This is a genomic window from Naasia sp. SYSU D00057 (assembly GCF_017916505.1).
Lineage (GTDB): Bacteria > Actinomycetota > Actinomycetes > Actinomycetales > Microbacteriaceae > Naasia.
Map to the genome: position 1 here is coordinate 1,379,844 of NZ_JAFMSZ010000001.1, position 26,770 is coordinate 1,406,613.

The 26,770-nt window shown below is 72.8% G+C and carries 22 protein-coding genes; 11 read left to right on the plus strand and 11 right to left on the minus strand.

Translation table 11 applies throughout. The annotated features are described in order from the left end of the window. Positions 1–31 precede the first annotated feature (31 nt). From J3P36_RS16745 to J3P36_RS06600, 3 genes are read right to left on the minus strand one after another with little or no spacing between them, the layout of a single operon-like run. Positions 32–1,987, minus strand: a complete 1,956-nt coding sequence (locus J3P36_RS16745) for a YhgE/Pip domain-containing protein (protein ID WP_210506401.1) — start codon at positions 1,985–1,987, stop codon at positions 32–34. Further along, positions 1,984–4,845 carry an MMPL family transporter gene (locus tag J3P36_RS06595; RefSeq protein ID WP_210506402.1) on the minus strand — a complete coding sequence of 954 codons (2,862 nt, stop codon included), beginning with the start codon at positions 4,843–4,845 and terminating at the stop codon, positions 1,984–1,986. Before J3P36_RS06595 ends, J3P36_RS16745 begins: the two co-directional genes overlap by 4 nt. A gap of 22 nt (positions 4,846–4,867) precedes the next feature. Continuing rightward, entirely contained in the window at positions 4,868–5,443 is a 576-nt protein-coding gene (locus tag J3P36_RS06600) for a TetR/AcrR family transcriptional regulator (protein ID WP_210506403.1), read from the minus strand. A gap of 162 nt (positions 5,444–5,605) precedes the next feature. Here J3P36_RS06600 and J3P36_RS06605 point away from each other — a divergent pair, with 162 nt between their 5' ends. Genes J3P36_RS06605 through J3P36_RS06615 form a run of 3 tightly spaced genes read left to right on the plus strand, consistent with a single transcriptional unit; the run spans position 5,606 to position 6,793 of the window. Continuing rightward, the gene (locus tag J3P36_RS06605; RefSeq protein WP_210506404.1) at positions 5,606–5,803 is read left to right on the plus strand and encodes a hypothetical protein; all 198 of its coding nucleotides are present in this window, start codon (positions 5,606–5,608) and stop codon (positions 5,801–5,803) included. Next, positions 5,793–6,431: a hypothetical protein gene (locus J3P36_RS06610; protein ID WP_210506405.1), complete on the plus strand. Its 639-nt coding sequence runs from the start codon at positions 5,793–5,795 to the stop codon at positions 6,429–6,431. Before J3P36_RS06605 ends, J3P36_RS06610 begins: the two co-directional genes overlap by 11 nt. Continuing rightward, positions 6,428–6,793, plus strand: a complete 366-nt coding sequence (locus tag J3P36_RS06615; protein WP_210506406.1) for a hypothetical protein — start codon at positions 6,428–6,430, stop codon at positions 6,791–6,793. The genes J3P36_RS06610 and J3P36_RS06615 overlap by 4 nt, the downstream gene beginning before the upstream one ends. 152 nt (positions 6,794–6,945) lie before the next feature. Here the strand turns inward: J3P36_RS06615 and J3P36_RS06620 are convergent, their stop codons facing one another. The 8 genes from J3P36_RS06620 to J3P36_RS06655 form a co-directional block, all read right to left on the minus strand. Beyond that, complete coding sequence (locus J3P36_RS06620) at positions 6,946–9,738, minus strand: glycoside hydrolase family 38 C-terminal domain-containing protein (protein WP_307806973.1); 2,793 nt, start codon at positions 9,736–9,738, stop codon at positions 6,946–6,948. Further along, positions 9,735–10,319, minus strand: a complete 585-nt coding sequence (locus J3P36_RS06625; RefSeq protein ID WP_210506407.1) for an SIS domain-containing protein — start codon at positions 10,317–10,319, stop codon at positions 9,735–9,737. Before J3P36_RS06625 ends, J3P36_RS06620 begins: the two co-directional genes overlap by 4 nt. Then, positions 10,312–11,331, minus strand: coding sequence for an ROK family protein (locus J3P36_RS06630; RefSeq protein ID WP_210506408.1), 1,020 nt, complete (start codon positions 11,329–11,331; stop codon positions 10,312–10,314). The genes J3P36_RS06625 and J3P36_RS06630 overlap by 8 nt, the downstream gene beginning before the upstream one ends. 67 nt (positions 11,332–11,398) lie before the next feature. After that, positions 11,399–12,460, minus strand: coding sequence for a LacI family DNA-binding transcriptional regulator (locus J3P36_RS06635; protein ID WP_210506409.1), 1,062 nt, complete (start codon positions 12,458–12,460; stop codon positions 11,399–11,401). A gap of 8 nt (positions 12,461–12,468) precedes the next feature. Next, the gene (locus J3P36_RS06640; RefSeq protein WP_210506410.1) at positions 12,469–14,316 is read right to left on the minus strand and encodes an MBL fold metallo-hydrolase; all 1,848 of its coding nucleotides are present in this window, start codon (positions 14,314–14,316) and stop codon (positions 12,469–12,471) included. Then, positions 14,313–16,277: a hypothetical protein gene (locus J3P36_RS06645; protein WP_210506411.1), complete on the minus strand. Its 1,965-nt coding sequence runs from the start codon at positions 16,275–16,277 to the stop codon at positions 14,313–14,315. Before J3P36_RS06645 ends, J3P36_RS06640 begins: the two co-directional genes overlap by 4 nt. Before the next feature lie 182 nt (positions 16,278–16,459). Next, positions 16,460–17,989 carry an FAD-dependent oxidoreductase gene (locus tag J3P36_RS06650; protein WP_210506412.1) on the minus strand — a complete coding sequence of 510 codons (1,530 nt, stop codon included), beginning with the start codon at positions 17,987–17,989 and terminating at the stop codon, positions 16,460–16,462. A 251-nt stretch (positions 17,990–18,240) separates the two neighbouring features. Beyond that, entirely contained in the window at positions 18,241–19,461 is a 1,221-nt protein-coding gene (locus J3P36_RS06655) for a mechanosensitive ion channel family protein (protein ID WP_246854154.1), read from the minus strand. Between the two features lie 152 nt (positions 19,462–19,613). On the opposite strand from J3P36_RS06655, the gene J3P36_RS06660 reads away from it, so the two are divergent. From J3P36_RS06660 to J3P36_RS06695, 8 genes are all read left to right on the plus strand, one after another. After that, positions 19,614–19,826: a hypothetical protein gene (locus tag J3P36_RS06660; protein ID WP_210506413.1), complete on the plus strand. Its 213-nt coding sequence runs from the start codon at positions 19,614–19,616 to the stop codon at positions 19,824–19,826. A gap of 142 nt (positions 19,827–19,968) precedes the next feature. Then, the gene (locus J3P36_RS06665; RefSeq protein ID WP_210506414.1) at positions 19,969–20,424 is read left to right on the plus strand and encodes an SRPBCC family protein; all 456 of its coding nucleotides are present in this window, start codon (positions 19,969–19,971) and stop codon (positions 20,422–20,424) included. A 422-nt stretch (positions 20,425–20,846) separates the two neighbouring features. Further along, a complete protein-coding gene (locus J3P36_RS06670; RefSeq protein ID WP_210506415.1) occupies positions 20,847–21,362 on the plus strand; it encodes an alternate-type signal peptide domain-containing protein in 516 nt (171 codons plus the stop codon). Between the two features lie 80 nt (positions 21,363–21,442). Further along, positions 21,443–24,445: a LamG-like jellyroll fold domain-containing protein gene (locus tag J3P36_RS06675; RefSeq protein WP_210506416.1), complete on the plus strand. Its 3,003-nt coding sequence runs from the start codon at positions 21,443–21,445 to the stop codon at positions 24,443–24,445. Beyond that, on the plus strand, positions 24,442–25,311 hold the full coding sequence (locus J3P36_RS06680) for a hypothetical protein (RefSeq protein ID WP_210506417.1): 870 nt from the start codon (positions 24,442–24,444) through the stop codon (positions 25,309–25,311). Before J3P36_RS06675 ends, J3P36_RS06680 begins: the two co-directional genes overlap by 4 nt. After that, a complete protein-coding gene (locus J3P36_RS06685; RefSeq protein WP_210506418.1) occupies positions 25,295–25,876 on the plus strand; it encodes a signal peptidase I in 582 nt (193 codons plus the stop codon). Before J3P36_RS06680 ends, J3P36_RS06685 begins: the two co-directional genes overlap by 17 nt. A gap of 31 nt (positions 25,877–25,907) precedes the next feature. Then, complete coding sequence (locus J3P36_RS06690) at positions 25,908–26,297, plus strand: CrcB family protein (protein ID WP_210506419.1); 390 nt, start codon at positions 25,908–25,910, stop codon at positions 26,295–26,297. After that, positions 26,294–26,668, plus strand: a complete 375-nt coding sequence (locus tag J3P36_RS06695) for a CrcB family protein (RefSeq protein ID WP_210506420.1) — start codon at positions 26,294–26,296, stop codon at positions 26,666–26,668. Before J3P36_RS06690 ends, J3P36_RS06695 begins: the two co-directional genes overlap by 4 nt. The last annotated feature ends 102 nt before the right edge of the window (positions 26,669–26,770 follow it).

Sequence of the window (26,770 nt, forward strand, 5' to 3'; positions counted from 1 at the left end):
CGGTTCGACAGGGCGGCTCGGGGGCCGTCGATCACACGGCGACGTGCGCGTGCGTCGGGGCGGGGGCGGGCGCCGGCGCGGTGAGGCCGAGGTAGCGCGCGGACCGCTTCCGCGACACCGCGAACACGGTGAGTGCGGCGGTTCCGACAGCCCACGCGGCGAGGCCCAGCGCCGCCGAGATGACCGGCGCCGGGCCGGCGCCCGTGACGATCGACTGCAGTCCGTCGAGCGCCTGGGTGATCGGCAGGTACGGGCTGATCGCCTGGAACGGCGCCGGGAGCACCTCGATCGGATAGAGCCCGCCGGTCGCGGTCAGCTGCAGCGCGAGCAGGAGAAGGGACAGGACGAGCCCCCACCGGCCGAAGGCGGCGGTCAGGAACGCGTGGATGCAGGTGACCGTGAGGGCGAACAGCACCGCGAACGGCAGGGTCGCGGGCACCGACGACCACGGCACGCCGAGCAGCCCGTGCAGCAGCGCGATGAGGAGCACGGCCTGCGCGAGCACGATCGCGCCCGCGCGCACGAGGGCGTAGCTCGTGATCCGGAGGTTGGACGCGGTCGAGGCGAGGATGCGCCGGCTGAACAGCCCGAGTGCGAGGAACGCCGCGAATGCGCCGACCCACAGGCCACCGGGGACGAGCAGGGTCGACGCGATGGCCGGCACGTCGTCGACCCGGTGGGCGCGCGCGACCTCGAGCGCGATCGGCGACGAGGCCACGTCGGCCACCTGCTCCGCCTGCTCGTCGGTGTACGCAGGAACCTGGTTCGCGCCCTCGCTGAGCGCGGTGGAGAGGTCCGCCGTGCCCGTCGCGAGCGTCGACGCTCCGGTCGCCGAGGCCTGCAGGCCCGTCACGAGCTGCCCGAGACCGTCCCGGAGTGAGCCGGCCGCGCCCGCGAGGCCGCCGCCGTTGGCCGCGAGGGTGGACGCCCCGCTCGCCACCGTGGCGATGCCGCTCTGGGCGGCCGCGGCGCCCTGGGCACCGGTGACGAGGGCGGGGCCGCGATCCGCCGCGGCCGTCAGGTTGGCGGAGATCTCCTGCAGCTGCTGCACGAGCGCCGGATCGATCGCCGGCGGCGCCGGCGGGGCGGGCGGCGCAGCAGGGTCGGTCGGCGGGGCGGGCGGGACGGGCGCGGCGGGCGGAGCCGCCGCCTGCACGGCGATCCCCGCGGACACCACGGCGAGCGCCTCGGAGAGCTGGCGGATCCCGTTCGTGTAGTCCGTCACCCCGCGCGGAAGCTGCTGCAGCCCCGCCGTCTGATCGCGGAGCCGGCTGATGCCGGTGCTCAGCGCCGACACCCCGCCGGTGTACGAGGCGACGCCGTCGGCGAGCGCCGCCGCACCCTGCTGCGTCGCGGTCGCGCCGTCGCGGAGGGCGCTGACGCCGTCCGAGAGCCCCCGCGATCCGTCGGCGACCTGCGCGGCCGCCTCGGCCGCCGTGGTGAACGCGTCCTTGAACTGCCCGGTGCCGCCGACGAGCCCCGAGATGAACTGCTCCGAGATCTGCGTGCCGAAGGCGGCGGCGAGCCCGTCGCCGATGGCGTCGGTGATGGGGCCGACGAGGTAGCCGTGGGCGTCGTCGGTGCGGACCGAGATGGTGCCGCGCACCGGGTCGGGAGTGGAGAGGGACGTCACCGCCGCGGAGAAGTCGGACGGGATCGTGAGCACGGCGTAGACCTCGCCGCGGGACAGCGCGTCCTCGGCCTCGGCCGCGTTCGTCAGCCGCCAGTCGAAGCCGGCCGCCCGGTCGCCGTCGCCGGTGAGCTCGGTGACGAGCAGGCGTCCCGCGAGCACCGGCGTCGTGGTGCCGTCCTCGGCGGTCTGCTCGATCATCTCGTCCTCGTTGACGATGGCGGCCGGCACGCGGCCGTCGTCGGAGCCCACCTGGGAGAGGGCGCCGGCGAACAGGCCCACCACCGCGAGCGGTACCGCGAGGAGCACCAGGACGGCGAGCACCCGGAGGGAGCGCCGGGAGGCGAGGGAGGTCACGACAGGACCGCCTTTCGGGCGAGGGCGGCGACCACGAGGGGGCGTCCCCCGCGGGTCTCGGGCTGTGGCTCGGTGGCTGCGCCGAGCAGGACGGTGGTCTCCGGGAGGACGATCGCATCGGCGAGGCGAAGGGCCGTCTCCAGGTGCCGGCCCTCGAGCTCGCCGAGGTCGACGACGATCACCTCGGCGCCGGAGGCGAGGCCCAGTGCAAGGGCGAGGGCGGCCCGCTGCTCGGCGGACAGCGCCGACGCGCGGTCGGCGAGCCGGACCGGCGGGAAGCCCTCCGCCTGCAGAGCGAGCGCCATGCGGTCGAGCACGATGTGGCCGGACTTGCGGCGGGAGCCGAACGGAGGCCGGCCCATCACCAGGCGCTCGGTGAGCAGCTCTCCCGCGGTGGGGCCCGGAACCGGCTGCACGTCGACGAAGGCGACCCGCCGGGACACGGCGGCGGCGTCGCTCGGCAGCGGGAGGCCGAGCACCTGGGCGCGCCCGCCCGTCACGGGCAGGCGGCCGGCGAGGGCCGCGAGGGCGCCGCGCCGCTCGCGGGCGCCGCCGACGACGACACCGATCCCGCCGATCGGCACCTCGAACGACACGGGCGGCCCCTCGGCGGGCGTGGTGAACTCCTCCGCGGTGATCGCGGCGCCATCCCGGCCATGCGCCCACTCGAGGCCGGCGCGGTGGGCGCCGAGGCTCTCCCCCTCGATGTCCACGTTCGGCAGGATGCGGTCGAGCCACTTCGGCAGGTACCACGCGGCCCGGCCGGCGAGCGCCATGGCGGCGGGCACGAGCGTCATGCGGACGAGGAACGCGTCGAACGCGATGCCGACGGCGAGCGCCAGCGCGATCGGCTTGATCGCCTGCGCCCCCTCGGGCACGAACGCCGCGAAGACGAAGAACATGATGAGCGCCGCCGCGGTGACGACGCGGGCGGCGTGGGCGAAGCCGACGACGACCGCCTTCCGCGCATCGCGCGTGTGCACCCACGTCTCGCGCATCCCGCTGACGAGGAACACCTCGTAGTCCATGGCGAGGCCGAAGAGTACGGCGATGAGCAGGATCGGCAGGAAGCTGAGGATCGGACCGGGCGTGATGCCGAGCACGTCGGCGAAGAAGCCGAGCTGGAACACCCCGACGACCACGCCGAACGAGCCGATGATCGAGAGCAGGAAGCCGAGCGCCGCCTTGATCGGCACGAACAGCGACCGGAACACCATCATCAGCAGCAGGACGGAGAGCCCGAGCACGATCGCGGCGAACGGCACGAGCGCGCGGCCGAGCGTCGAGGAGATGTCGATCATCACGGCGGTGGTGCCGGTGACGGCGATCGGGGTGCCGTACTCCTCCTCGATGGAGGGCGCGAGGTCGCGGATCCCCTCGACGAGCGCCGTGGTGCTCGGCGAGTCGGGCGCGCTCTCCGGGATCACCTGCAGGATCGCGGTGTCGACGGACGGGTTGGGTGTGCCGGGGCCGACCGCGCGAACGTCGTCGAGGTCCTCCAGCTCGCCGCGGATGCTCTCGAGGTCCTCGAGCACCTCGGTCGTCTGGGTGATGTCGACGAGCACGATGAGCGGGCCGTTGCGGCCAGGGCCGAAGGAGTCGGCGACGATGTCGTAGGCCTTGCGCTGCGTCGTGTCCTCCGGCTGCGTGCCGTTGTCGGGCAGGCTCAGCTGCAGCTGCATCGCGGGCACGAGGAGCGCGCCGAGCAGCCCGATCACGAGGATCACGGGCACGATCGGCGCCTTCAGCAGCAGGCGGACCCACCGCATGCCGAACGACGGCTTCGCCGCGATCTCCGAGTCGAGCGCGGCGGCCAGCGCGCGGCGGGATGCCCGCGAGCCCGGCTTCGGCTCGAGCCTGCGCTTCGCGAGGCCGAGCAGGGCCGGCACGAGGGTCACGGCGATGAGGACCGCGACGAGCACCGCGGCCGCCGCGGCGACGCCCATCACCGAGAGGAACGGGATGCCGACGACGAGCAGGCCGAGGAGCGCGATGATCACGGTGAGTCCTGCGAAGACGACCGCGCTGCCCGCCGTGGCGATCGCGGAGGCCGCCGACTCGCGCGGCTCCATGCCGGTCGCGAGCTGGTTCCGGTGCCGCGAGACGATGAACAGCGAGTAGTCGATCCCGACCGCGAGGCCGATCATCAGCGCGAGCATGGGCGCCGTGCTCGACACCGACGCGACGGAGGCGATCGCGGTGATGCCCGCGATCGAGATCCCGACGCCGACGAGCGCGCCGAGCAGCGGGAAGCCGGCGGCGAGGAGCGAGCCGAACGCCACCACGAGCACGACGGCGGCGAAGAGCACGCCGAACGCCTCCGTGATGGTCACCCCGAACTCGGTCTCGTTGAACACCTGGCCGCTGAACTCGACGGTGAGTCCGGCGTCCCGGGCGGACCCCGCGGTGGCGAGCACGCCGTCGATGGTGTCCTCGCTCACCTCCTCCGACGACGAGTCGAGAGTCACCTGGGTGATGCCGACGCGGCCGTCGTCCGAGATCGCATCCGTCGCGAACTCGGAGTACGGCGTCGAGACGGCCTCGACTCCCTCGACGGTCCCGATGTCGCTCGCCATCTGCTCCACCGCGGAGCGGTACGAGTCGTCCTCGATGGTCGCGCCCTCGGGCGTCTGCTGCACGATCTGGATGCTCGCGCCCGCCGTCTGCGGGAACACGGCCGCGAGCCGGTCGATCGCCTCCTGCGACTCGGTGCCGGGGATCGCGTAGGACTCCTCGGTCTCCCCGCCGAACAGCACCGCCGTGGTGCCGATGCCGGCGACGAGCACGACCCACGCGAGGATCACGCGCCACGGACGCGTGTAGGCCCACCGGCCGAGGCGGTAGAGGAGGGTGGCCATGCGACTGCTTCCTGTCGGGTGGTCAGTGCGCCGGCTCGGGGTGCCGGAGCAGGGAGGCGACGGTGTCGATGAGCGCGGCGCGGGCGTCGGCCGCCTCCGCCGGGGTCGGCTCGCCCTCGTCGGACCAGTTCGCGGCGGCGACGAGGATGTACGCCGCGCCGCCGATCGCGACGCCGAAGCGGATCCGGTCCTCGATGCTCGGCATGCGCTCGGCGACCGTCTCGCTGAAGCGGTGCATCAGGTCGTTGGCCCGCTGGACCGCGGGGATGGTGCCGAGGACCTGCCCCTGATTGACGAACAGGTGGACCGCGAGGCGGTGCTCGAGGAGGAAGTCGATGAAGCGCTCGACGAACCGATCGTGCTCGGCCCGATCGCCGCCGTAGGGATAGGACTCGACCACCTGGGCGAGGGCGTCGATCGCGGGCTCGATGGCCGCCGCGAGCAGCGCCTCCTTGGAGGCGTAGTGGTAGAGGACGCTCGACTTCGACAGTCCGGCGGCCTGCGCGATCGATCCCAGCGAGGCGCCGCCGAAACCCACGAGCGAGAACTGCTCGAGCGCGACCCGCTGCAGCGCGAGCGCGGAGGACGGGCTGGACACGCGCGGAGTCTAACTGTCCGATCGGTCAGGACAACAGGACCAAGGACCCTTCCCTCCGGTGCGATCCCGCGCTTACTCGCCCCGGATCAGGAGAATCAACCCCGCCGCCTCCCCCTGCCCGTGCAGATGGGGGCGCGGTATGTTGAGGGCCGAGGAGGCTCCATGCGCAAGTACGTCCTGAACGGCGCCATCATCAGCGCCACCGTGAGTGCCATCAGCACCTTCCGCACCGGCTCCGCCGGGCCGCGCGACTGGCGGTTCTACCTGAGCCTGGTCGCGTCCGTGCTGACGCTCGTCGTGGCCCTGGGAACGGTGCACAAGGAGTCCGAGGAGATGGCGGAGGGCAAGGATGGGTTTTAGCCCCTGGCCCGCCGTGGACTTCGTCCAGGTCCTCTTCGTCGGGTTCTCGATCCTGTTCTGGATCGCGCTTCTCGCGGTCCTCGTCCTCCTGGTGCGGTTCCTCCTGATCGGAACGAAGGCCGCGCAGGTCTACCTGCGCCAGCACGACGCGCGTCCGTTCCCGCCGGCGCACGCGCCGTCCCCCGCCCCCGCGGAGTCCGCCGGCCATGCCGCACCGGCCGCCGGTCCCGCGAAGGCGCCCACACCGCCCACCCCGAGCGGCGCTCCGTCCGCTCCGGCCGCCGCTGCTCCCGCCCCCGCCGCCCGCACGGCTGCGGCTCCGGCATCCGCCCCGGCTCCCACCTCGGCGGCCTCCGCCCCGGCGGCCGCTCCCCCCGCCGCACCGGCCCCTCGCACGACCGCACCGGCCGCGGCCGCTCCGACGACCACGGCGGCGCCCGCCGAGGCCGCTCGACAGGCGCCCGCCACTGCCGACGCGCCGACGGTGAAGCTGCCGGTGCGCGAGGAAGCCGTTCCGCACGAGGCACCCACCGTGCCCCTGCAGAGCGGCGCGGTGCCGCTCGACAAGGCGGCGCCCCGTCAGGCCGCGCCCAAGCGCGCGCCCCGCCCGAAGAAGGCCGACCAATGACCGCTTCCCGCAAGTCCCGCACCCCGGTCCTGCTGATCGTCGCCGTCGCCACCCTCGGCGCGGTGGCCGTCGGTCAGGCCGTCCTGGTGGCCCGCCTGCTGCTCGACCGCGGGCGCCGCGCCGAGCAGCACTCGCAGCCGTCACCCGCCGGCGCGGCGCCGACCGCCCTCCGCGACGACATCCCCGCTGTGCCGCCGCAGGACCCGCACTCCCCGCCGACCGGACCGGTGAAGATCAACCACCGTCCGCCGGGCGGCGTGCCGCAGGCGCCCGACACGGACGCCGACTCCGGCTTCGTCGGCGACGCCCCCGGCGTCACGCCCGGCGACTCCACCCGCGCAGGCGAGCGCTCCCTGTCCTGACGCCGAATCGCAGCGGTGTTGCGCGGATCAGGAAACGCCCTCCACGAAGCGGCGTGTCGTCCTGATTCGCGTGCGGAAGCGGCCGATCTGCCTGATCCGCGCAAGACCTCCTGATCCGCGCAGGTGGCGGGCGGAACGATCGGCCGACCGGGCTAGCGGACCTCGCCGCGGAGGTCGTCCTCCGGGCCGCCGAGCAGGCGCTCCGCCGGGGTGAGGGTTTCGCCCTCCTCGACCGGAGCCCCCGCAGCGGCGGGTTCGGGACTCGGCTCGCCCGGCGCGCCCTGCTCCCCCGCGGGGCGGGCTGCCAGCGGCCGCTCGACGAGGTCGACCTCGACCACCTCGGCGGTCGGGTCGGCCGGGATCCGGAACGTGCGGAGCTGGCTCGGGCCGAAATCGAGGTCGAGGGTGCGGCCGACGAGCGGCAGGTCGAGTCTCACGCGAGCCGGTGCGCCCGTGGTCTCCACAGCGCGGACGATGACGTCGGCGCCGCCGGGGCCGTCCGTCTCGTCCTCGCTGCCCTTCACCGCGGTGACCATCACCTGGCCGCCGCCGTCGGAGAGGAACGAGAACGCGGACGGCAGCGCGCCGTCGTGGAAGGACTCGAGCTGGGCGCGCACGGGCTGGCCGAGCAGGGCCGCCATCCGCGCGGGCTGGGCCGCTCGCCAGTCGCCGGCATGCGGCACGAGGCGGTAGCTGAAGCGCTGCACGCCCTGGTCCTGGTACGCGTAGATGCTCTCGTCGGAGAGCAGTCGCGGATCGTGCCAGGAGTAGACGGGGCTGCGGACGGCGGTGATGCCGATGCTCGCGGTGCCGCCGTCGACGGCGGGCGACACGTCGTACCCGTGCTTGTTGGTGGTGACGACCGTGAGGCCCGCCGGCGTGCCGCCGGACGTGCCGGTGAGGTCGACCCAGGCCTGGGCCGGCTCCTCCGCCCCGTCCACCGGGCGCTCGAGGGTGCCGTAGGGGATCTCGTAGGTGCCGACCGGGTTCTCGAGGGCCACCGGGAAGCGCAGCTTCATCAGGTGCGCGGGCTCCCGCCAGTCGAGCGTCGCGTTGACGGTGAGGAACGGACTGTCGGCGTCGAGCACGAGCTCCTCGACGAGCGTGGACCGGCCCCAGGACCGCTCGATCCGCACCCGGGAGCGCAGCGGGCCGGCCTCGCGGACCACGATCCGCTCGAGCGTCATGGCGGCGCCCGGCCACGCGTAGGAGAGGACGCGGTGGCCCCACGTGTCGGTCGGGTCCTCGTTCACCTGCGTGTGGATGGACGGGTTCGTGCCCGCGAGCACGTCGATCCCCGTCCCCTTGAGCAGGTAGGAGGACAGCCACCCGCTCTCCGGGTCGATCTCGATGCGGGCGTGCGCGTTCTCGAGCACCGTCTCCGTGACCGAGAGCGGCGAATCGACGGCGGGCGCCGGGTCGCCGGGCAGCAGACGGTAGACGCGGTAGCCGAGCGCGGGGACCTCCGCCCGGAAGACGAGGGCGCCGCGGCTCCGGTCGTCGGTCGTCGCGGTCGACTGCGAGCGCTGGGAGAGGACCGTGCGCCCCCCGTCGTCGACGACGTGCGCACCGGTCGGCTTGCCGCCGAACTGCAGGTCGACGTCCGTCTCCACGGGCCACGGGTGCGGGTTGAAGACGACGACCGGCTGCGTCGCGGGGTCGAGCGGGATGTCGATCTGCCGGGCGATGGTGTTGTGGGCGAGCGTCGTGATCCGCTTCGCGATCGCGACGGCCTCGCCGAGCTGGTCGCGGGCGTCGTCGTAGGCGGACTCGATGGCGGAGCCGGGCAGGATGTCGTGGAACTGATTGAAGAGGATCTGCTTCCACGCGCGCTCGAGGTCCTCCCGGGGGTAGCGGACCCCGGCCTGCATCGCGGCGACCGCCGCCCACCGCTCGGCGGTGAGCACGGCGTACTGGGCCCGGCGCTGCCAGGCCTTGATGCCGGAGTGGGCCGAGTAGCAGCCGGGCGAGTGGTGCTGCAGGTCGTCCTGACGCACCGGGAGGCTGTCGAGGTAGGCGTCGCCGCGGGCGAGCACCTCGTCGAAGTAGCGGCGCGGCGAGGCCATCTGCATCCTTCCGAAGGAGCCCATCCGGTCGTACCGGTAGATCGACTCGATGTTGGCCTTCGTCGGGCCGCCGCCGTGGTTGCCGACGCCGTAGAAGATCATCGCGTCGCCGATGCTGCGATCGAGCGCGCCGAGCGACTTGTCCGTCTGCCCGTCCACGGAGCCGGCCGGGCTGCAGTACTCGAACGGGATGCGGTAGCCGAGCACCCGGCTGCCGTCCGGTGACTGCCACGTGAAGAGGGTCTCCTCCAGCACGCTCTCGTGGGGCCCCGGCCGCAGGAACATGTACGAGTCGAGGCCGTGGCCGCGGAGGATCTGCGGGAGCATCGCGTTGTGGCCGAACGGGTCCACGTTCATCCCGACGGTGGCGGGCTTCCCGAACCGGGACTGCAGGTAGCGCTGGCCGTAGAGGCCCTGCCGGGCGAAGGACTCCCCCATCGGCAGGTTGCAGTCGGGCTCGACCCACCAGCCGCCCGCGTTGACCCAGCGGCCCTCGGCGACGCGCTCCCGGATCCGGGCGAACAGCTCGGGGTCCTGCTCCTCCACCCAGCTGAGCAGCACGATCTGGTCGCAGGTGAACACGAAGTCGGGGTACTCGTCCATCCGGTCGATCACCGACTGGAAGGTGGCGCGGGCCTCCTGGTAGCCCTCCTGCCATGGCCACAGCCACACCGGGTCGAGGTGCGCGTTGCCGATCATGTAGAGCGTGCGGTCCGGCGTCGAGACGGGCCGGGGCTGCGGCGCCATGTCGCGCGGCTGCGGCCCTGCCGGCGCGTTCGCGATCGGCGCGCGGCCCGGCACCGCCGCGTCGAGGCCCGCCGTGTCCGCGCTCGTCAGGGGCGCGCCGCCGTGCGGGCGGGCGCCCGCTGGGGCGCTCACTCGTCCGCCGCCCAGGCGTCGACGGTCTCGCTGATGACGTGGAGCATGAACGTGTGCATCTCCTGGATCCGGGGGGTGGTCGTCGTCGGGACGAGCAGCGCGTGGTCGGCGAACTCCTTCGCGGGACCGCCGTCGCCGCCGCCGAAGAGGACGGTCGTCGCGCCGCGCTGCTTCGCGGCCTCGAGCGCGGCGACCACGTTGCGGGACCGGCCGCTCGTCGTGAAGGCGGCGACCATGTCGCCCGGCCTCGCGAGCGCCGTCACCTGGCGCGCGAACACGTCGTCGTAGGAGTAGTCGTTGGCGATGCACGTCATCACCGTGGCGTCGGTGCTGAGCGTGACCGCGGCGAGCGGGCGCCGGTCGCGCCTGTAGTGGCCGATCAGCTCGCCCGTGAGGTGCTGCGCATCCGCCGCGCTGCCGCCGTTGCCGAAGGTGTAGAGCACCCGGTCGCTCTCGTACACCTGCACGAGCAGGGCGGCGACCTCTCGCACGGCGGGGAGCAGCCGCTCCATCTCCCGCGCGGTGGCGACGTGGTCGCCGAGCTGCTCGTTCATCCAGTCGGTGACCAGGGCGTCAGACATGCAGATCCGTAAGAGTCGGGGCGGAGCGGTCCGCGGCGTCGAAGGCGATGGCGCCCGCGCCGACCACACCGACGGTGTCGCCGAGCTGCGCGAGCTCGATCCGGACCGCGGCGGCGGCCGGAGGCATGGCCTGCGCGAGCACCTGCTCGCGCAGCGGGTCGAGCAGCAGCGCGCCCGCACGGGTGACCCCACCCCCGAGCACCACGAGGTCGGGCTCGAGGATGTTGACGAGGTCGGTCACGGCGTCGGCGAGCAGCTCGACGGTCTCGTCCCACACCTCGCGGGCGACCTCGTCGCCGGCGCGGGCGGCGGCGGAGACGTCCTCGGCGCGGATGACCTCGAGCGCGGACAGGACGCTGGACCGACCGGTGCCCGCGAGCGCGGCGACCGCCTCGGTGGCGCGCTCCGCGATCGCGGTGCCGGAGGCGTAGGCCTCGAGCGTGCCGGCGCGGTGGCCGAAGCCGGGCCGACCGCCGGGGCGGACGGAGATGTGGCCGTACTCGCCCCCGTTGCCCGCGGCCCCGCGGTGCAGGCGGCCGTTGATGACCGCCCCGCCGCCGACGCCGGTCGAGACCGTCAGGTAGACCATGGTGTTCGTGCCGCGGCCGGCGCCGAACCGGTACTCGCCGTACGCGGCGGCGGTGGCGTCGTTCTCGAGCGCGGCGGGAAGGCCGAACTCGGCGGACGCCAGGTCGACGACGGGGACGCTGTCCCAGCCGGGCAGGTGGATGGGGCTGAGGAGCATCCCGCGGGCGGCGTCGAGCGGTCCGCCGCACGAGATGCCGACGGCGGCGACGTCCTCGCCTGGGGCGAGGACGCCCTCCTCGCGCGCCGCCGCGACGGCACGGCGGCCGAGCGCGAAGAGTCGGCCGAGGATGACCTCGTAGCCGTCCTCGCGGCGCGTGGGCTCCACGAGGAAGCCGGAGACGGCACCCTCGGGCGTGACGACGCCGACCGCGAGCTTGGTCCCGCCGATGTCGAGACCGAGGACCGGACGTCTCGCTGCTCCCATGCAGTCCTCCGAACGTGGGCGACTTATGAAATCGTTCCCACAAATATACGGGCGGAGGGCGCGGCGATCAACCGACGCGCAGGTCGGACTCCACCTCGCTCGGCGCCGCGGTCGACCCGCGCAGCTGCACCGCCGCGGACAGGACGATCGTGCGGGTCCCAGCCGCGGGGTCCGCGATCCGGTCGACCACGGTCTGCACGGCCGCACGCCCCATCGCGCCCGCGTCCTGCGCCACCGCCGTGACGCCGGGCGTGACCATGCTCATCCACGGCACGTCGTCGAAGGCGGCGAGACTCAGCTGGTCCGGCACGCGCAGGCCGAGCTCGGCGGCCGCGCGCCAGGCGCCCTCGGCGAGCACGTTGTTCGCGGCGAAGATCGCAGTCGGCCGCCCGGGCGAGGAGAGCAGCTCGAGCGCGGCCGCCTTCGCGGCCTCCACGTCCCAGCCGGTGGGGATGACCAGCTCGCGCTCGTGCGGCAGCCCGGCGGCCTCGAGCGCGTCGGCGTAGCCCTCGCGGCGCTCGCGGCCCGTGGTCCAGTCGTCCTCGTCGATGAGGAGAGCGATGCGGCGGTGGCCGAGGTCGATGAGGTGGCGGGTGACGACGCGGGCGGATCCGCGGTTGTCGATCACCACGGCGTCGCACGCGCCGTCGCTGAACCGGCGGTCGACCTCGACGACGGGGACGCGCTGGCGCAGCAGGAAGTCCGTCGCGCCCGCCGACACGGGGGTCGCGACGACGCCGGCGACGCGGAGCGCGACGAAGGCCTCCGCGGCCGCGAGCTCGTCCTCGGGGATGCCCTGGTCGTCGATGAGCATGACGGTGTAGCCGAGGCGGGTCGCCTGCCGGCTGGCACCGGCCGCGAGGTTCGCGTAGAACTCGTTGCGCAGGTCGGAGACGAGCACGCCGATCGAGCGCGTCGACTGCTGCTTGAGGCTGCGCGCCATCGCGTCGACGACGTAGCCGAGCTCGTTCGCCGCCTGCCGGACGCGCAGACGGACCCCCTCGGCGACGTAGCCGTTGCCGGTCAGCGCCCGGGATGCGGTCGAGCGCGACACGCCGGCCGCCTCGGCCACCTCCTTGATGGTGGCCCGGCGCTCCGGCGGCACACGAGCCGCACTGCCGTCCCGCATACCGCTCCCTACTCCACGTCGATCAGGGCCTCGGAATGCTGGCCGAGGCGCAGTGCGCCAATTGTGACATCGACCGCCACCCGCGCGCGTCTCGTCGGCACCGGACCCGCCGAGAGCCGCAGCGGGACCTCCCGCTCCTCCCCCGCGCGCAGCCGCACGGGATCCGGCTCGCCGAGCACCGACCACCCGTCGGGCACGACGGCGGCGATGCGCGCCTCCGCGTCGGCGCGGTGCGGATTGCGCACGGTCACCGTCAGCTCGAGCTCGCGACCAGCCCCAACCCGGGCCCGGTAGGGGACGATCCGCGCGAGGACGCCGTCCGCGCCGAGGTCGAGCTCGTCGAGCGGGAGCAGCGCCTCGTGCATCTCGACGAGGTCGTCGCCGGCGTAGCCGAGGTAGTCGAGGTAGCCGGGCTCGACCCAGCGCGGCGCCCAGTGCCCGGTGGCGAACAGCCCGGGCCGGATGCGCCGGTAGAGCGCGGCGCTCTTCCGGTAGTCGTCGACCCGGAACCGGTTGCGGTACTGGTAGTTGAGGATCTCGTGGCGCTCGTTCGGGATGCCGAGGTTCTCCTGCTGGTCGCCGGTGAAGATCACCCGCACGCCGTCGACCTCGAGCTCGTAGGCGGCCTGGAAGAGCGTGTGGCCCGGCTGGTCGTGCGGCGTGATCGTGTACTCGTTCCAGGTGAACGGCTCGCCGAGCGGCAGGATGCGGTCGGAGGGGATCGGCTCGAACCACTGGCACGGCAGGTCGTGCTTCCAGGGGTCGTCGAGGACGGGCGCGACGTTCTCGGGCGTCCAGATCTCGGTCCCCTCGACGTCGCGCAGCAGCGGCAGGCCGGCGACGTGGTCGTCGTGGTAGTGCGTGACGAGAGCCGTCGAGATGCGGGTGACGCCGAACTGCTGCTTGAGCGCCGGCAGCGACGCGAGCCACGGCCGGCGCGCGGCCCGGTCCGTTCCGGTCGGCAGGCCGGTGGTCATGTCGTAGCCGTAGTCGATGATCAGCGCCTCGCCGGTCTCGGACAGCAGCACGTACGAGTAGGACAGCGCCGACGAGTTGTAGAGCAGGTGATCGGTGAGCTGCTGGAACGGGTTGCGCAGCCGGTGCTCGAGGTCCCAGGGGTGCCAGCGCCGGGAGTCGACGAGGTACTGCATGCGGTCGGCGAGCAGCTTGAGCGCGCCCTCCGGGTCGCGCATCGGGTGGCCGTGCGACGGCAGCAGCAGGTCGAGGCGCTCGTCGCGCAGCAGGTGCGCGGTGAGGACCACCATCGCCGGGCCCTCGTGGGCGCTGTACGACCACTGGCTCGCCGCGAGCGACCAGACCTTGCCGGGGCCGTAGAGGAAGTCGCCGGTGAACGCGATGCGGCGCCCGTCCCGCTCGAGGACGTAGGAGACCGAGCCGATGGTGTGCCCCGGGGTCGGCAGCGTCCGGAGCCGCACCCCCGAGTAGTCGGCGCTCCGGTACTCCGGCACGGTCGAGGCGACGGGCACCGGCTCGAGCAGCGAGAACCGGTCCTGGCGCAGGTTGTAGTCGTTGTCCAGCTGGCGGGTGCGCCACATCTCGCCCACCTCGGCGAACAGGTCGACCTCGACGGGCGGCACGTGGATGGGGATGCCGAGCGCCACCGCGCGCGGCAGGCCCTGGCCCTGGTCGCGGTGGTGGTGCGTCATGAGGATGTCGGTGATCCTCGTGACCCCCAGCTCCTCGAGCACGTCGAGCACGAGTCCCGACCCGAAGTCGATGGCGACACCGGTCCGCTCGCCCGGGCCGTCGGTGGCGATCACGTAGACGCTGCACGTGTCCTGCACGCGGTAGACGCCGGGTGCGACCTCCTCGACGCTGGGCGGACCGTCGTTCATCGGCCGGCCGCCCTGCGGTCGGCGAGGCGGCGGCGGTACTCCCGCCAGGTGTCCGCGACGACCGCGAGGTCCTCGCCGCGGATCGGCTCGCCGGAGCGGTCGATCGCCTCCGCGTAGTAGAGGGCCGGGACTCCGAGGCGGTGTTGGACGCCGGCGTAGCGCAGCCATTCGGCGCGGTCCGGCATCGGCCATTGGTCGGTGTCGATGACATGGCCCGGCATCGCGGCGCGGGCGATGCCCTGCCGCAGGACGACCTGGTCCGCGACAGGGGCGGGATGTCCCGACACGTCGTAGCGGAGCACGTCGTTCAGCCGCACCATGTCGCCGACGTCGCCGAACGAGGGGTGCACGGCGTGGGTGATGACGAGCGCGTCCGGCTTGGCCGCCTTCGACGCGGTGTAGAGGCCCCGAAGCAGGCGGTGCAGCGCGGCGACGCCCCAGACTCCGGGGGTGCCGCGGAGGGCGCGCCCGCTCGGGGTGCGCTGGGTGAAGTCGACCTTGAACCCGTCGGCGTCGAGGCCATCCGGGGAGAGCAGGTCGGCGACGATCCGCTCGAGGCGGGACAGGTAGGCGGCGCTGCCCGGGTCCACCGCGACCGGGCGGCCCGCCGGGTCGAGGACGCACTCGTCGGCGGGCAGGCCGGCGGGGTCCCACGCCTTCCACCAGAGCAGCACCTTTCGGCCCTCGGCGTGCCGATCGGCGATCCAGCCCTTGAGATCGGGCCAGTGCCCGAGGTCGGGAGTCGCGGTGCCGTACTGCGCCTGCCAGCGGTCGTCGATGACGATCGTGCCGGGGTCGAGGTCGTTCGCGGCGAGGACCCGGAGGAAGTCGTCGTATGCGGTCTCGCGGGCGAGCTGCGGCGCGAGGAGCACGACGAACGCCTCCTCGAGCGGCGTCTCCGGCTCGGTCTTCGCGCGCGGGTCCGGGGTGCCGTGGAGCGCGTGAGCGGAGCGTGCGCACTGGGCGCCCCAGCCGCAGAACATCGGCTCCTCCCACCAGTCCGGGCCGCGCTCCGGTGGCGCCGGCGCGAAGCCGGCGTCGACGAGGTCGGTGCGGGAGTCCTCGATCACCGACCACGCGTCGTCCGCGGGCCGCAGCACGAGCTCGGGCGAGGTCCACTCCCCCGCGACCGGCGTGTGACCCTCGTAGGACAGGCGCAGCCAGAAGCCGGCGTCCATCGGCTCGTAGCGCAGCGTCGTGAACGTGAGGTCCTGCACGGCGGCCCGCGCCGCGAGGCCGAGCCAGCCGCCGCCCGGCACGTGGGTCGGGCCGGTCGCGTCGCGGCGGCCGAGACCGAGCACGAGCGGCGGGGGCGAGAAGATGCCGTGCAGACGCCCGGGGTCGGCGTCCCCGACGACCCCGAGGGTGGCGGATGCCCGCGCGGGCCGCACGAAGGCGACCGGCTCTGTGGGCACCGGCACGAAGACGCTGCGGAAGCCGATCGACGAGCGGAAGTCGCCGCCCGCGCCCGAGCGGAGGGTGCCGCTGCCGCCGAAGAGGACCACGTCGTCGAGGTCGCCGCTGCCGCGCACCGTGACCGCGACCTCGATCGTCTCCGGCGTGCAGCGCAGCCGCAGCTCCCGCGTCTCCCAGGCGGTCGAGTTCGCGGGGATCACGAGCGTCACCGCATCGTCCGTGCGGTCGCGCAGCTCGACGGCGCCGAGGCCGTAGCTCTCGTCCGGGACGCCCGAGCGGTGCACGGAGGAGAGGAGGCAGATGTCGGTCCAGTTGTTGCCGTCCTCGGAGAGCAGCACGGCGTACGGCGACCGGTTCATGAGGGCCTCGTCCGCCGGCAGGCTCAGCGAGTACCACCGGCCCGAGACGGTCAGCCAGCGGCCGTGCTCGGCGACGGCGACGCCGGAGGCGGCGGGCTCGAGCGGCGGCGAGGGCTCGAAGCGGGAGGGGATCGGGAGCGGGTCGGAGGCGGCGGAATGCACCGGGGCAGCGCTGGCCGAAGGCATGTCCACCAGCGTACCTGGCATCGTTCCCAGACGGTTACTTCTCCGTCCCCGGGCGAGGCCCCGCGCCTAGACCAGCCCCGCTCCCGGTGGCGCTGCAACCGAACGACCGTTCTGCAACGGCACGCGGTTGCAAAGCGGTCGCTCGGTTGCAAAACCCCCCGACGCCGGCCGACGGCCCCTCGTCAGACCGTGAGGACCTGGCCCTCCGCCGCGAGCCGCTCGCGAAGGGCGCGCACGTCCACGTTCTGCACCGTGCATCCCGACGCGACGGCGGCCGCCGCCGCGAGGCCGACCGCGTGGCCGAGCATCTGGTACTGCACCTCCATGCGGACGGACGAGAACGCGACGTGGGAGGCGGAGATGCAGACCGGGACGAGGAGGTTGTCGGCATCCTCGCGGCGCGGCACGAGGCTGCGGTACGGGATGCCGTACCGCGGCACCGGCACGGAGAGGTACCCCTCGGTCACGACCATCCCGATCGGGCGCGGATGCTCGTACACCCACCGCCACGCGCGCTGCACCTCGCGGATGTCGAGGTGGTACGACCCGAGGGCGACCGTGTCGTCGGGGATCCGCCCCTCGACGAGGTCGTGCTCGGTGAGCGTGTGCTCCCCGTGCATCCGCCGCGCCTCCCGCACGTAGAGCTGGTGCGGCACGTGGCCGGTGTCCGCGAACTCGTCGGCGGGCAGCCCCCAGCGCTGCAGCTCGTCCCGGATCGACGCCGGCACCGCCGGATCGGTGGAGAGGAACCAGAGGAGGTCCTGCGCGTGGTGCAGATGGTGCAGCCGGAGCTCGTCCCGTCGCTCGGGCCCGGCGAGCGGATACTCCCACGCGGCGCCGTCGAGCACGCTGAGCGAGAACGGGCCGAGCGAGTTGCCGTCCGCCTTGCCTCCGGGCAGGTTCTGCTCGAGGCCGAGCATCCGTCCCGCCGGCGGCGTGCCGCCCGTCCTCCCCCAGTGCCGGAACAGTCGGCGGCCGAGCTCCCAGTGCGCCTCGTCGTAGCCGTCGCGTCGGGAGAACGGGATGCGGTCGTTCGCGGTGGTGAGGCACAGCCGGTATCCGTAGGACATGACCCCGCCATCGCCCGAACCGACCGGCGCGAGCGGCTCCGGCCGCACCTGCGGCAGCAGCGGCCCCTCCTCGAGGCCGGACTCGTCGCCCGCGAACGGGGACACCCACGGCGGGAACGCGTGCATGCCGGGCGCCAGCTCCTGACGCCCGGCGAAGCGCTCGCCGTGCATCATCCGGTCCTCCCGCCCGACGGATGCGGGGACGCCGGCGAGCGCGAGCAGGTCGCCCTCGTAGCTCGCGTCGACGAACACGCCGGCGGGATGCCGCTCGCCCGCCGTGGTCGTGACGGCGGTGATGGTGCCGCCCGCCGTCTCGACCGACGCGATTCGTGCGCCGAACACGACGTCCACCCCGGCCCGCTCGAGCCACTCGCCGAAGATCTGCTCCGCCACGTGCGGCTCCGGGCCGGCGTAGCGGCCGGGAGCGACGCCGTAGTGGTCCGCGACGGCGTTTCGGAACCGGGTCGCGAGCCCGCCGAGCACCCGCGGGTCGCCGATGTCGGTGTAGCCGAGGCCGCCGGAGGTCATGCCGCCGACGTGCCGTCCTGGCTCGAGGAGCCGGACCGCCGCTCCCGCCTCCGCCGCCGCCACGGCCGCGCAGACCCCCGCGGAGGTGGCCGCGTAGACGAGGACCTCCGTCACCCTGGCACACCCGCCGTCACCAGGGACCGCCGAGAGGTCGACATGGCTTTTCCGCCGTGGATGGCCGGGAGCACAGCATGGGAACGTACCCAGAACAGCGGGAAGCGTCAACGCGGGTGCCACGCATGGCCTCTCGCCCGAGGGAGGGAACACATCACGGAGATTCCCGGCTCCTGGAGCCCCGCTATGCGGAAGCGGGGCCGAATCCGACGGAATCTCCTCGAGGTGTTACGCCACGGCCGGGCCCGGCGTCAGCGGGCGGTGCGAGCGGCCTCGATCTCCTCGGCGGTGAGCGTGCCGATCGGTCCCGTGAACTGGCTCGCGCGGTGGGCGGAGGCGGCGTCGCCGGCGAAGAGCGAGCGGTCGTCCGCGTTGTCCCGGCCCGGCGCGCGCGAGCGCGTGCGGCGCTCGGCCTCGGCCTCGACGAGCTGCACCCGCTCGCGCGGGATGCCCTGCGGGCTCTTCTGGTGGAGCCAGGTGACGAGCTCCTCGCGCAGGTAGCAGCGCAGGTCGAACAGGGTCGGCGCGTCGATCGCGGTCACGAGGATGCGGACGCGCACGCAGCCGCCGACCGCGTCCGTGACCTGGAGGACGGCGACGCGGCGGTCCCACAGCTCCGTCCGGTCGAGCACGCGGTGCATCTCCTCGCGCATCTCGGCCGGATTGACGCGCCAGTCGAGGTCGAACTCGACGGCACCGAGCAGCTCGGACGTGCGCCGGGTCCAGTTCTCGAACGGCGTCGCGATGAAGTAGGTGGACGGCAGCATCAGGCGGCGGTCGTCCCACAGGTGCACGACCACGTAGGTGAGGGTGATCTCCTCGATCCGGCCCCACTCCTTCTCGACGACGACGACGTCGTCCATGCGGATGAGGCCGCTGAAGGCGATCTGCATCCCCGCGAAGACGTTCGCGAGCGCCGACTGCGCCGCGAGCCCCGCGATGATCGACACCAGCCCGGCGGACGCCAGGATGCTCGCACCCGCCGCCCGCGCCTCGGGGAAGGTGAGCAGCATCGCCGCGCCGGCGACGACCACGGTGAGCACCATCGCGAGCCTGCGCAGGATGAGCACCTGCGTGCGCACCTGGCGGGCCCATCGGTTGTCCGCCACATCCGTGCGGTAACGGGCCAGCGCGACGTCGACGACGAGGATGAGGACGCGGCACACGAACCACGCGAGGACCGCGATCGTCGCCAGCTGGAACCCGTGGGTGACCGCGTCGACGCCCTCCCCGGCCCTGGGCAGGGCGAGGTCGATCGCCACCCAGGCCGCCACAACGAGGGCAAGCGCACGGAAGGGGCGGCGCAGCGCGAGGACGTCCTTCTCCGGCCAGGACCGGCGGCGGGCGACCCAGCGGAAGGCGGCGCCGACGATCGCGGCCAGCACCAGGGCCGCCAGGACCGCGACGATCAGGAAGATCGCGGTGCGCGCGAGCGGGTCGCCGAGGACGGACATGAGGATGTCGGACGACAAGAGGGGCCTCCCGAAAGGTGCTCGGCGGAGAACGACCACGCTGTCGGGCTGGGTCCTCCAGATTCGCACACCCTCCTGGGCGCGACCCCTGGCCGCCGCGCGCGGCCGGCTCTAGCGTTGAGCGAGAGCCGAGCTGCGGCGGAAGGAGAATCATGAGCGACACCCGCGCCGACGACCCCTTCGACCCGGTGAGCGTCGAGGACAAGGTCGAGGAGTACCAGATGGCCGAGACGCCCGAGCCCGACGAGGAGCGGACCGTCGTGGAGCCGGTCGACGACCCCGAGGCCCCTCTCGACACCGGCGACGGCCTGCTCGACGAGGACGACTGGGATTCATCCTCACTGGAGCGCCCCGAGGGCGAGTGACCGCCGGCCGAACGCCCGCGGTTATCGGCGCTCAGGCACCGCTGTCAACCCTCCCTGGGAGTAGGCGGGGAGACTCCCGTGTGCCTCGGCGACCCGCGTAGCGTGGCAATCCCACCCCGGTGAAGCATCGGAAAGGAAACCCATGGCCCAGGTCATCGAAATCGTTGACGTCGACGTGCCCGTGCACACCGCCTACAACCAGTGGACCCAGTTCGAGTCCTTCCCGAAGTTCCTCTCCTACGTCGAGGAGATCACCCAGATCGACGACACGCACAACCACTGGCGGGTCAAGATCGGCGGCGTCGTGCGCGAGTTCGACACCGTCATCACCGAGCAGCACCCCGACGAGCGGGTCGCCTGGAACGCCATCGGCGGCAAGGATGAGCACGCCGGTGTCGTCACGTTCCACAAGCTGAGCGACAGCACCTCCCGGGTCACGGTGCAGCTCGACTGGAAGCCGGAAGGCGTCGTCGAGAGGATCGGTGACGCGCTCGGCTTCGACGAGCGGGCGATCAAGAAGGACCTCGAGAACTTCAAGGAGTTCATCGAGACCCGAGGCGTCGAGGAGGGCGGCTGGCGCGGCGACGTGCAGGCCTGATCCCCCAACTCACTAGCGCCCGTCCCCGCCCTTCTCCGAGGGGCGGAGGCGGGCGCTTCGCTGTGCCCGGAGCGAGTTGTCCACAGCGTCCTCCACATTGAGGACAGACCTGTCGACCACCGGGGTACTCCGCCTTCGGCCGTGTCCTCATCGATGAGGACACGGGTCCGGCAAATGGAGGACAAGCGTGTCCCCACTTCCGCTTTACGCCTTTGACCAGGCTTTTCTTTTTCGCATCAGCCAGGATCACCCCCGCGCGGGTGGCACCCGGAGTGGGATATGTCCCCCTCTTGTCCTCACTAGTGCGGACACGGCAATGTCTTCGTCGGGGGACAAAGACCTGACGGATACCTAGTCCAGATGGCAGTCCACTTACCAAGACCCGGCGCAAGCCGCAGCCACCCGTAACGAAGGAAGCCATCATGAACAAGCTCGTCAAGGGCTCCATCGCCGGCGCAGCCGGCATCGCTCTTCTCCTCGGAGGAGCCGGCACGTTCGCTCTCTGGAACTCGACCGCGACCCTCACCACCCCGAGCATCAGCTCCGGCCAGCTCTCGCTGGCGAACAACAACAACGGCGTCTGGAAGGACGCGGCCGGCACCCAGATCGACCCGGCCACGTACCGGATGATCCCGGGCCAGACCCTCACCTACACCTCGACGCTGAACGTCAACGCGGTCGGCAACGGCATCAAGGCGAACCTCACCTACTCCGGCCTCACCGGCAGCGGCACCCTCGACCAGTACGTCACCAAGACCCTCGAGGTCACCTCGAGCACCGCCACGGTCACCGGCCAGACGCTCGCGTTCACCGCGGGCGCCTCGACGGTCAACGTGAAGCTGACCGTCACCCTTCCGCAGACCGTGACCGGCACGCAGGGCATGAGCTCGACGCTCGATCTGAGCGCGCTGACCTTCACGCTCGCGCAGACCCTCTAACTGGGGAGCGTGCCCCGACCCCTGGTCGGGGCACGCTTTCCTTAGTTCTAAGACCACCACTTGGGGGAGGACTGGTCAGAATGACTCGCACCACCGACGCCGTCCGTGCGCTCGCCGCACGCCTGCGCGCCCGGGGCGTTTCCAGGAGGGCAGCTCGCCGCACGGCCGGCGCCTCCGCGACGGCGCTCGTCGCGCTCGTCGCACTCTCCCTCTCCTCGGTGGGGGGCACCACCGCCCTCTGGAGGGGCACGGTCAAGCCCAACCCGCCCGCCATCCGCTCCGGCTCGGTCACCGCCACCGTCGAGGGCTTCACCGGCCTCAGCACCACCTACACCGCGGATTCCCTGAGCAAGACCTCCTACATCAAGGTCGGCAACGCCGGCGACCAGAACGCGAACTACACCGTCTCGCTCAGCCTCTCCGGCAACAGCTCGGCGGCACTCGCCGGAACGACCTGGGTCACCGTGTGGCCGGCGGCGAGCGCCGCCGCCTGCACCGAGACCGCGGTCGCGCACAACGGGGCCACCTACGCGTGGAACGCAGTCCCGGTGTTCACCGGCTCCCTCCCTGCCGGAGCGAGCGGCTTCTACTGCCTCCGCTCCCGCACCGCCGCAGCCAATCTCGGCACTCCCGCGACGATCAGACCGCAGATCGCCGTCACCCTCACCCTTCCGAACACCGGGTGGAGCAGCACGGCCACCGCGGGCGCCACGCAGGATGTCGCCCCGAGCTCCGCCATCATCGAGAACGACTACACCGACGCGGTCCGCCGCGACGGCGCTGCACACTTCTGGCGCCTCTCCGAGTCGAGCGGCGCCGTCCTGTACGACCTCGTGGGCACCGACGACGCCTACGCCGGCTCCGGCCTCACCCGCGGCGCTCAGGGCGCCGTGCTGCTGGACAACAACAGCGCAACCGACTTCGCCGGGAACAGCTCGAGCATGGCGGTGACGCACACGGCCACCGCAGGGCCCCAGACCTTCGCGGTGGAGGCCTGGTTCAAGACGACCAGCACGACCGGCGGCAAGATCGTCGGCTTCGGTGACGGCATCACCGCACTGTCCGGCCAGTACGACCGGCACATCTACATGGACGCCGACGGACGCGTGTCCTTCGGCGTGTGGACCGGCTCCGCGAGCACGATCTCGACCGTCAGCGCCTACAACGACGGCGCCTGGCACCACGTGGTCGGCAACCTGAGCAGCGCCGGCCAGGAGCTCTGGGTGGACGGCAACCGCATCGGCACCACCGGCACCACGTCCGCTCAGCAGTACAACGGCCACTGGCACATCGGCGGCGACAGCACCTGGGCCGGCGACGCCCACTTCGACGGGACCATCGACGAGGTGGCGGTGTACAGCTCCCCGCTCGGCTCGATGGCGGTCAAGAACCACTTCAACATCTCCGGCCGAGGCGCGTACCCCGCCGGAGTCGGCGACACGTACGGCGCCGCCGTCTACGGCGACGCGCCGTCCCTGTTCTGGCGGCTCGCGGACGGCTCGACGTCGAACGTGGCCGCCGACTCCAGCCCCTCGAAGGCGGCGCCGGGCACGTACGTCAAGGGGGTCACCCGCGGGACGACGGGAGCCCTGCCCGGCACGCGCAACACCGCCGCCAGCTTCAACGGCGTCAACGGCATCGTGCGCAGCAACCAGGCCTACACCAACCCGCAGAACTACTCGCTGGAGCTGTGGTTCACCACCACGAGCACCTCCGGAGGCAAGCTGATCGGCTTCGGCAACTCCGCCGACGGGGTGTCGTCGCTCTACGACCGGCACGTGTACCTGCAGAACGACGGCAAGCTCGTCTTCGGCGCCTATCCGGGCAGCACGCAGACGATCGCGACGCCGAGCGCCTACAACGACGGCAAGTGGCACCACGTGGTCGCGACGCAGTCGACCACCGCCGGAATGGTGCTGTACGTGGACGGCCGCCAGATCGGCACCAACCCCGCCACGACCGCGGAGAACTACACGGGCTACTGGCGCGTCGGCGGCGACAACCTCGGCTCGTGGCCGAACACGCCGTCGAGCCAGTTCGTGTCCGGCACGATCGACGAGGTCGCCGTCTACTCGAAGGTCCTCAGCTCGACCCAGGCGAAGCGGCACTACGCCGTCGTCACCGGCGCCCCGGCCGCCTCGTTCACCACGAGCGTGAGCGGCCTGACGGCGAACGTCGACGCATCCGCCTCCCTCGACTACGACGGGTCCATCATCTCCTACTCCTGGAACTGGGGCGACAGCAGCGCGGCCGGCACCGGCATGACCGCCTCGCACGCCTACGCGTCGCCCGGCGTCTACACCGTCACCCTCACCATCACGGACAGCAGTGGCCGCACCGATGTCGTGACCGGCACTGCGACCGTGAAGGACGAGGCTGCGCCGAGCCTGCCCGGCACGCCGACCGTCACGTCGAACACCGGGACCACGCTGGGCCTCACCTGGCCGGCCTCCACCGACAACGTCGCCGTCAGCGGCTACGAGGTGTACCGCAACGGGGCTCTCCTCACCACGGTGGCATCGAACAGCTACACGGACTCGGGGCTGACGACCAGCACGACGTACCAGTACCACGTGCGAGCCCGGGATGCCTCCGGCAACGTGTCCGCCGGCTCCGCCATCCTCACCGCCACCACGGCGCCCCTCGATACCAACAACTGGTACCAGGTCAAGAACGTGAACAGCCAGAAGTGCCTGACCGCGGGCGGAACCGCCAGCGGGTCGGCGCTGGCGCAGTACGGCTGCGGCACCGGCGTGGAACAGCAGTTCAAGTTCGCCGCGGCGGGAACCGCCGGCTACTACACCGTCGCCTCGCGCCCGTCGCCGAGCATCGTGTGGGACGTCACCACCGCCGCCGCGACCGACGGACTCGAGGTCTACCTCTACTCCCTGCACGGCGGCGGTAATCAGCAGTGGCTGCCGACGCTTCAGGGGGACGGCTCGTTCACGTTCACCGCCCAGCACAGCGGCAAGTGCCTCGATGTGCCGAACCGACTGTCGGACGACGGGATCAAGATGCAGCAGTACACCTGCAGCGCGAACAACCCCGCGCAGCAGTTCACCCTGGTGGCGGTGTCCGGATGATCGCCCCTGCCCGCCTCGTCGCGGCGACCGCCGCGTCCGCCCTGTCGGTCGGGCTCGCGGTGGCCGGTCAGGCCCTCCTCGCCACCCCGGCCTCGGCCGCCGAGGAGAAGCCGGGCGCACTGCTCAGCCTCGACGGCAGCAGCTTCTCCGCCGCCCCTGATGGCGCGATCTTTCCGAACGGCGTCCTGATGGTGCCCGGCTCCGCCGACACGGCGACGATCTGGGTGAAGAACGTCTCCGGCGGGCCGGCCTTCCTGGGGCTCGCCCTGGCGGGCGCCACGGCCACCAACGCCGAGTTCCTCCAGGCCCTCACTCTCGAGGCGGCGGTCGAAGGAGGCGCCGCCGGGGCGCCCATCACCCTCGCGAGCCCGGACGCCTGCACTCCCCTGCTCGCCGGTGAGACTCTGGCCGACGGCGAGACCGCGAAGGTCTCACTCCGACTCGCGATGTCGCAGACCGCCGGGAACGGCGGCCAGGGCTCGAGCGCCGGCGCAGACCTCGCGGTCTCGCTCACCGACGCGACCGCCGGCGTCGCACTCCCGGTCGACTGCTCGGCGGTCAGCACGCCGATCCTGGCGGCCCTGCCCGCAGGCGCCGTCGCAGCCGGCGCGGCCGCCGCGGCTGGCACCGCCGCATCCGGCACGACAGCCGTCGCGGCTCCGGCCGCGGGAGGCACCGCCGCTCAGTCCGATCCCGTCGCCACTCCCCTCGCCGAGGCGGCCGAGGAGCTCGGCCTGCCCACTCTGCCGTTCAGCGAGCACCCGGCCCTCTATCCCGGCGTCCTCGCCGCCGCGGCGGTCCTCGCGGCCGGCCTCGTCGTCCTGATCCTGCGGAAGCGGAGGCGGAGCGATGACAGCGCCTCCTGAGCAGTCCACCCGAGAGAAGCACGGCGTCTGGCGGGCGCTGCGCCTCGGCCTCGGCTGGGGCCTGCTCGCCCTCGTCGCCGGCCTCGGCATCGCGGCCGTCGGCGTGCCCGCGGTCACCGGTTCCACCCCCCTCGCGGTCCTGACCGGCTCGATGGAGCCGAAGCTGCCCGTCGGGACGCTGGTCGTCGTCCGGCCCACGCCTCCCGAGCAGATCCGGCTCGGCGACGTGATCACGTACCAGTTGGAGCCGGGGCAGCCCGCCGTCGTCTCCCACCGCGTGATCGAGGTGCACTCGATCTCCGACGGCCGCCTGGAGTTCGTCACCCAGGGCGACAACAACTCGGCCCCCGACGCGACGCCGGTGCAGGCCGCACAGGTCAAGGGCACCGTCTGGTACAGCCTCCCGCTCGTCGGCTGGGCGAGCATCGCGGTCGGCCACTACGGCGTCTGGCTCGCGCCCCTCGTCGGCATCGGCCTGCTCGCGTACGCGGCCGTCCTCATCGGCGGTTCTCTGCTCGGCCGCGCCCGCGCGGCGAAGGCGGGACCGGCCCCTCTGGCAGACTGAGGCCTCCGCGCACGCGGAGAAGGGAGCGCCGGTGCCGGACCGCTCCCTGCCCCGTGCACGGGACCTCGGTCTCGTCGCCGCGGGCGGCGCCGTCGGCACGGGCCTGCGCTACGCGATCATCGAGGCGCTGCCCTCGGGCGGTGCCCCCCTCGCGATCCTCGCCATCAACGTCGCGGGCGCCCTCGCGCTCGGCGCCCTGCTCGAAGTCCTGGGGAGTCGCCCCGGGCCCGTTTCCTCGCGCCTGCGCCTGCTGCTCGGCACCGGCGTGCTCGGCGGCTTCACCACGTACAGTGCCCTCGCCCTCGACACGGTGTCGTTCGCCGGCGCTCCCCTGATCGCGGCCGCGTACGCGGGCGGCACGCTCGTCGCGGGTCTCGGCGCCGCATCGGCCGGCATCGCCCTGGTGCGGAGGGCGCGGTGACGCTCCTCCTCGTCGCGGCGGCGGGCGGGCTGGGCGCCGCCTGCCGCTTCGCGGTCGACACGCTCCTCCGCGCCCGCACCTCACCGCGCTACCCGGTGGGCACGCTCGTGATCAACGTGAGCGGATCCCTGCTCCTCGGCGTCGTCGCGGGCCTTGCGGTGGGCGGGCTCCTTCCGGATGCCGTGCAGCAGGGCGTGAGCGCAGGGTTCCTCGGCGGCTACACGACCTTCAGCACGGCCGCCGTGGAGGCGGTGCGGCTGATGCAGGACCGCCGCACCTGGCCCGCGGCGCTGGCCTCGGTCGGCATGCTGCTGCTCGCGGTCGCGGCCGCGGCCGTGGGCCTCGCCATCGGCTCGGCGGTCGCCGCCTAGCTCTTCGCGCCGGTCACCACGAGCGTGCCCCCGCGTTCCGGGCCGGTCCGGCATTTCCGGGCCACCTAGGTGGCCCGCTTCCGCCGGATCGGCCCGTCTTTC

Excerpts from the sequence above, each read along its gene's own strand:
- J3P36_RS06670 (WP_210506415.1), top strand. The coding sequence starts at position 20,847 with ATGAACAAGCTCGTCAAGGGCTCCATCGCCGGCGCAGCCGGCATCGCT.
- J3P36_RS06625 (WP_210506407.1), bottom strand. The coding sequence starts at position 10,319 with ATGTCTGACGCCCTGGTCACCGACTGGATGAACGAGCAGCTCGGCGAC.
- J3P36_RS06685 (WP_210506418.1), top strand. The coding sequence starts at position 25,295 with ATGACAGCGCCTCCTGAGCAGTCCACCCGAGAGAAGCACGGCGTCTGG.
- J3P36_RS06635 (WP_210506409.1), bottom strand. The coding sequence starts at position 12,460 with ATGCGGGACGGCAGTGCGGCTCGTGTGCCGCCGGAGCGCCGGGCCACC.
- J3P36_RS06595 (WP_210506402.1), bottom strand. The coding sequence starts at position 4,845 with ATGGCCACCCTCCTCTACCGCCTCGGCCGGTGGGCCTACACGCGTCCG.
- J3P36_RS06665 (WP_210506414.1), top strand. The coding sequence starts at position 19,969 with ATGGCCCAGGTCATCGAAATCGTTGACGTCGACGTGCCCGTGCACACC.
- J3P36_RS06610 (WP_210506405.1), top strand. The coding sequence starts at position 5,793 with ATGGGTTTTAGCCCCTGGCCCGCCGTGGACTTCGTCCAGGTCCTCTTC.
- J3P36_RS06640 (WP_210506410.1), bottom strand. The coding sequence starts at position 14,316 with ATGAACGACGGTCCGCCCAGCGTCGAGGAGGTCGCACCCGGCGTCTAC.
- J3P36_RS06660 (WP_210506413.1), top strand. The coding sequence starts at position 19,614 with ATGAGCGACACCCGCGCCGACGACCCCTTCGACCCGGTGAGCGTCGAG.
- J3P36_RS06675 (WP_210506416.1), top strand. The coding sequence starts at position 21,443 with ATGACTCGCACCACCGACGCCGTCCGTGCGCTCGCCGCACGCCTGCGC.
- J3P36_RS06630 (WP_210506408.1), bottom strand. The coding sequence starts at position 11,331 with ATGGGAGCAGCGAGACGTCCGGTCCTCGGTCTCGACATCGGCGGGACC.
- J3P36_RS06605 (WP_210506404.1), top strand. The coding sequence starts at position 5,606 with ATGCGCAAGTACGTCCTGAACGGCGCCATCATCAGCGCCACCGTGAGT.
- J3P36_RS06615 (WP_210506406.1), top strand. The coding sequence starts at position 6,428 with ATGACCGCTTCCCGCAAGTCCCGCACCCCGGTCCTGCTGATCGTCGCC.
- J3P36_RS06680 (WP_210506417.1), top strand. The coding sequence starts at position 24,442 with ATGATCGCCCCTGCCCGCCTCGTCGCGGCGACCGCCGCGTCCGCCCTG.
- J3P36_RS06645 (WP_210506411.1), bottom strand. The coding sequence starts at position 16,277 with ATGCCTTCGGCCAGCGCTGCCCCGGTGCATTCCGCCGCCTCCGACCCG.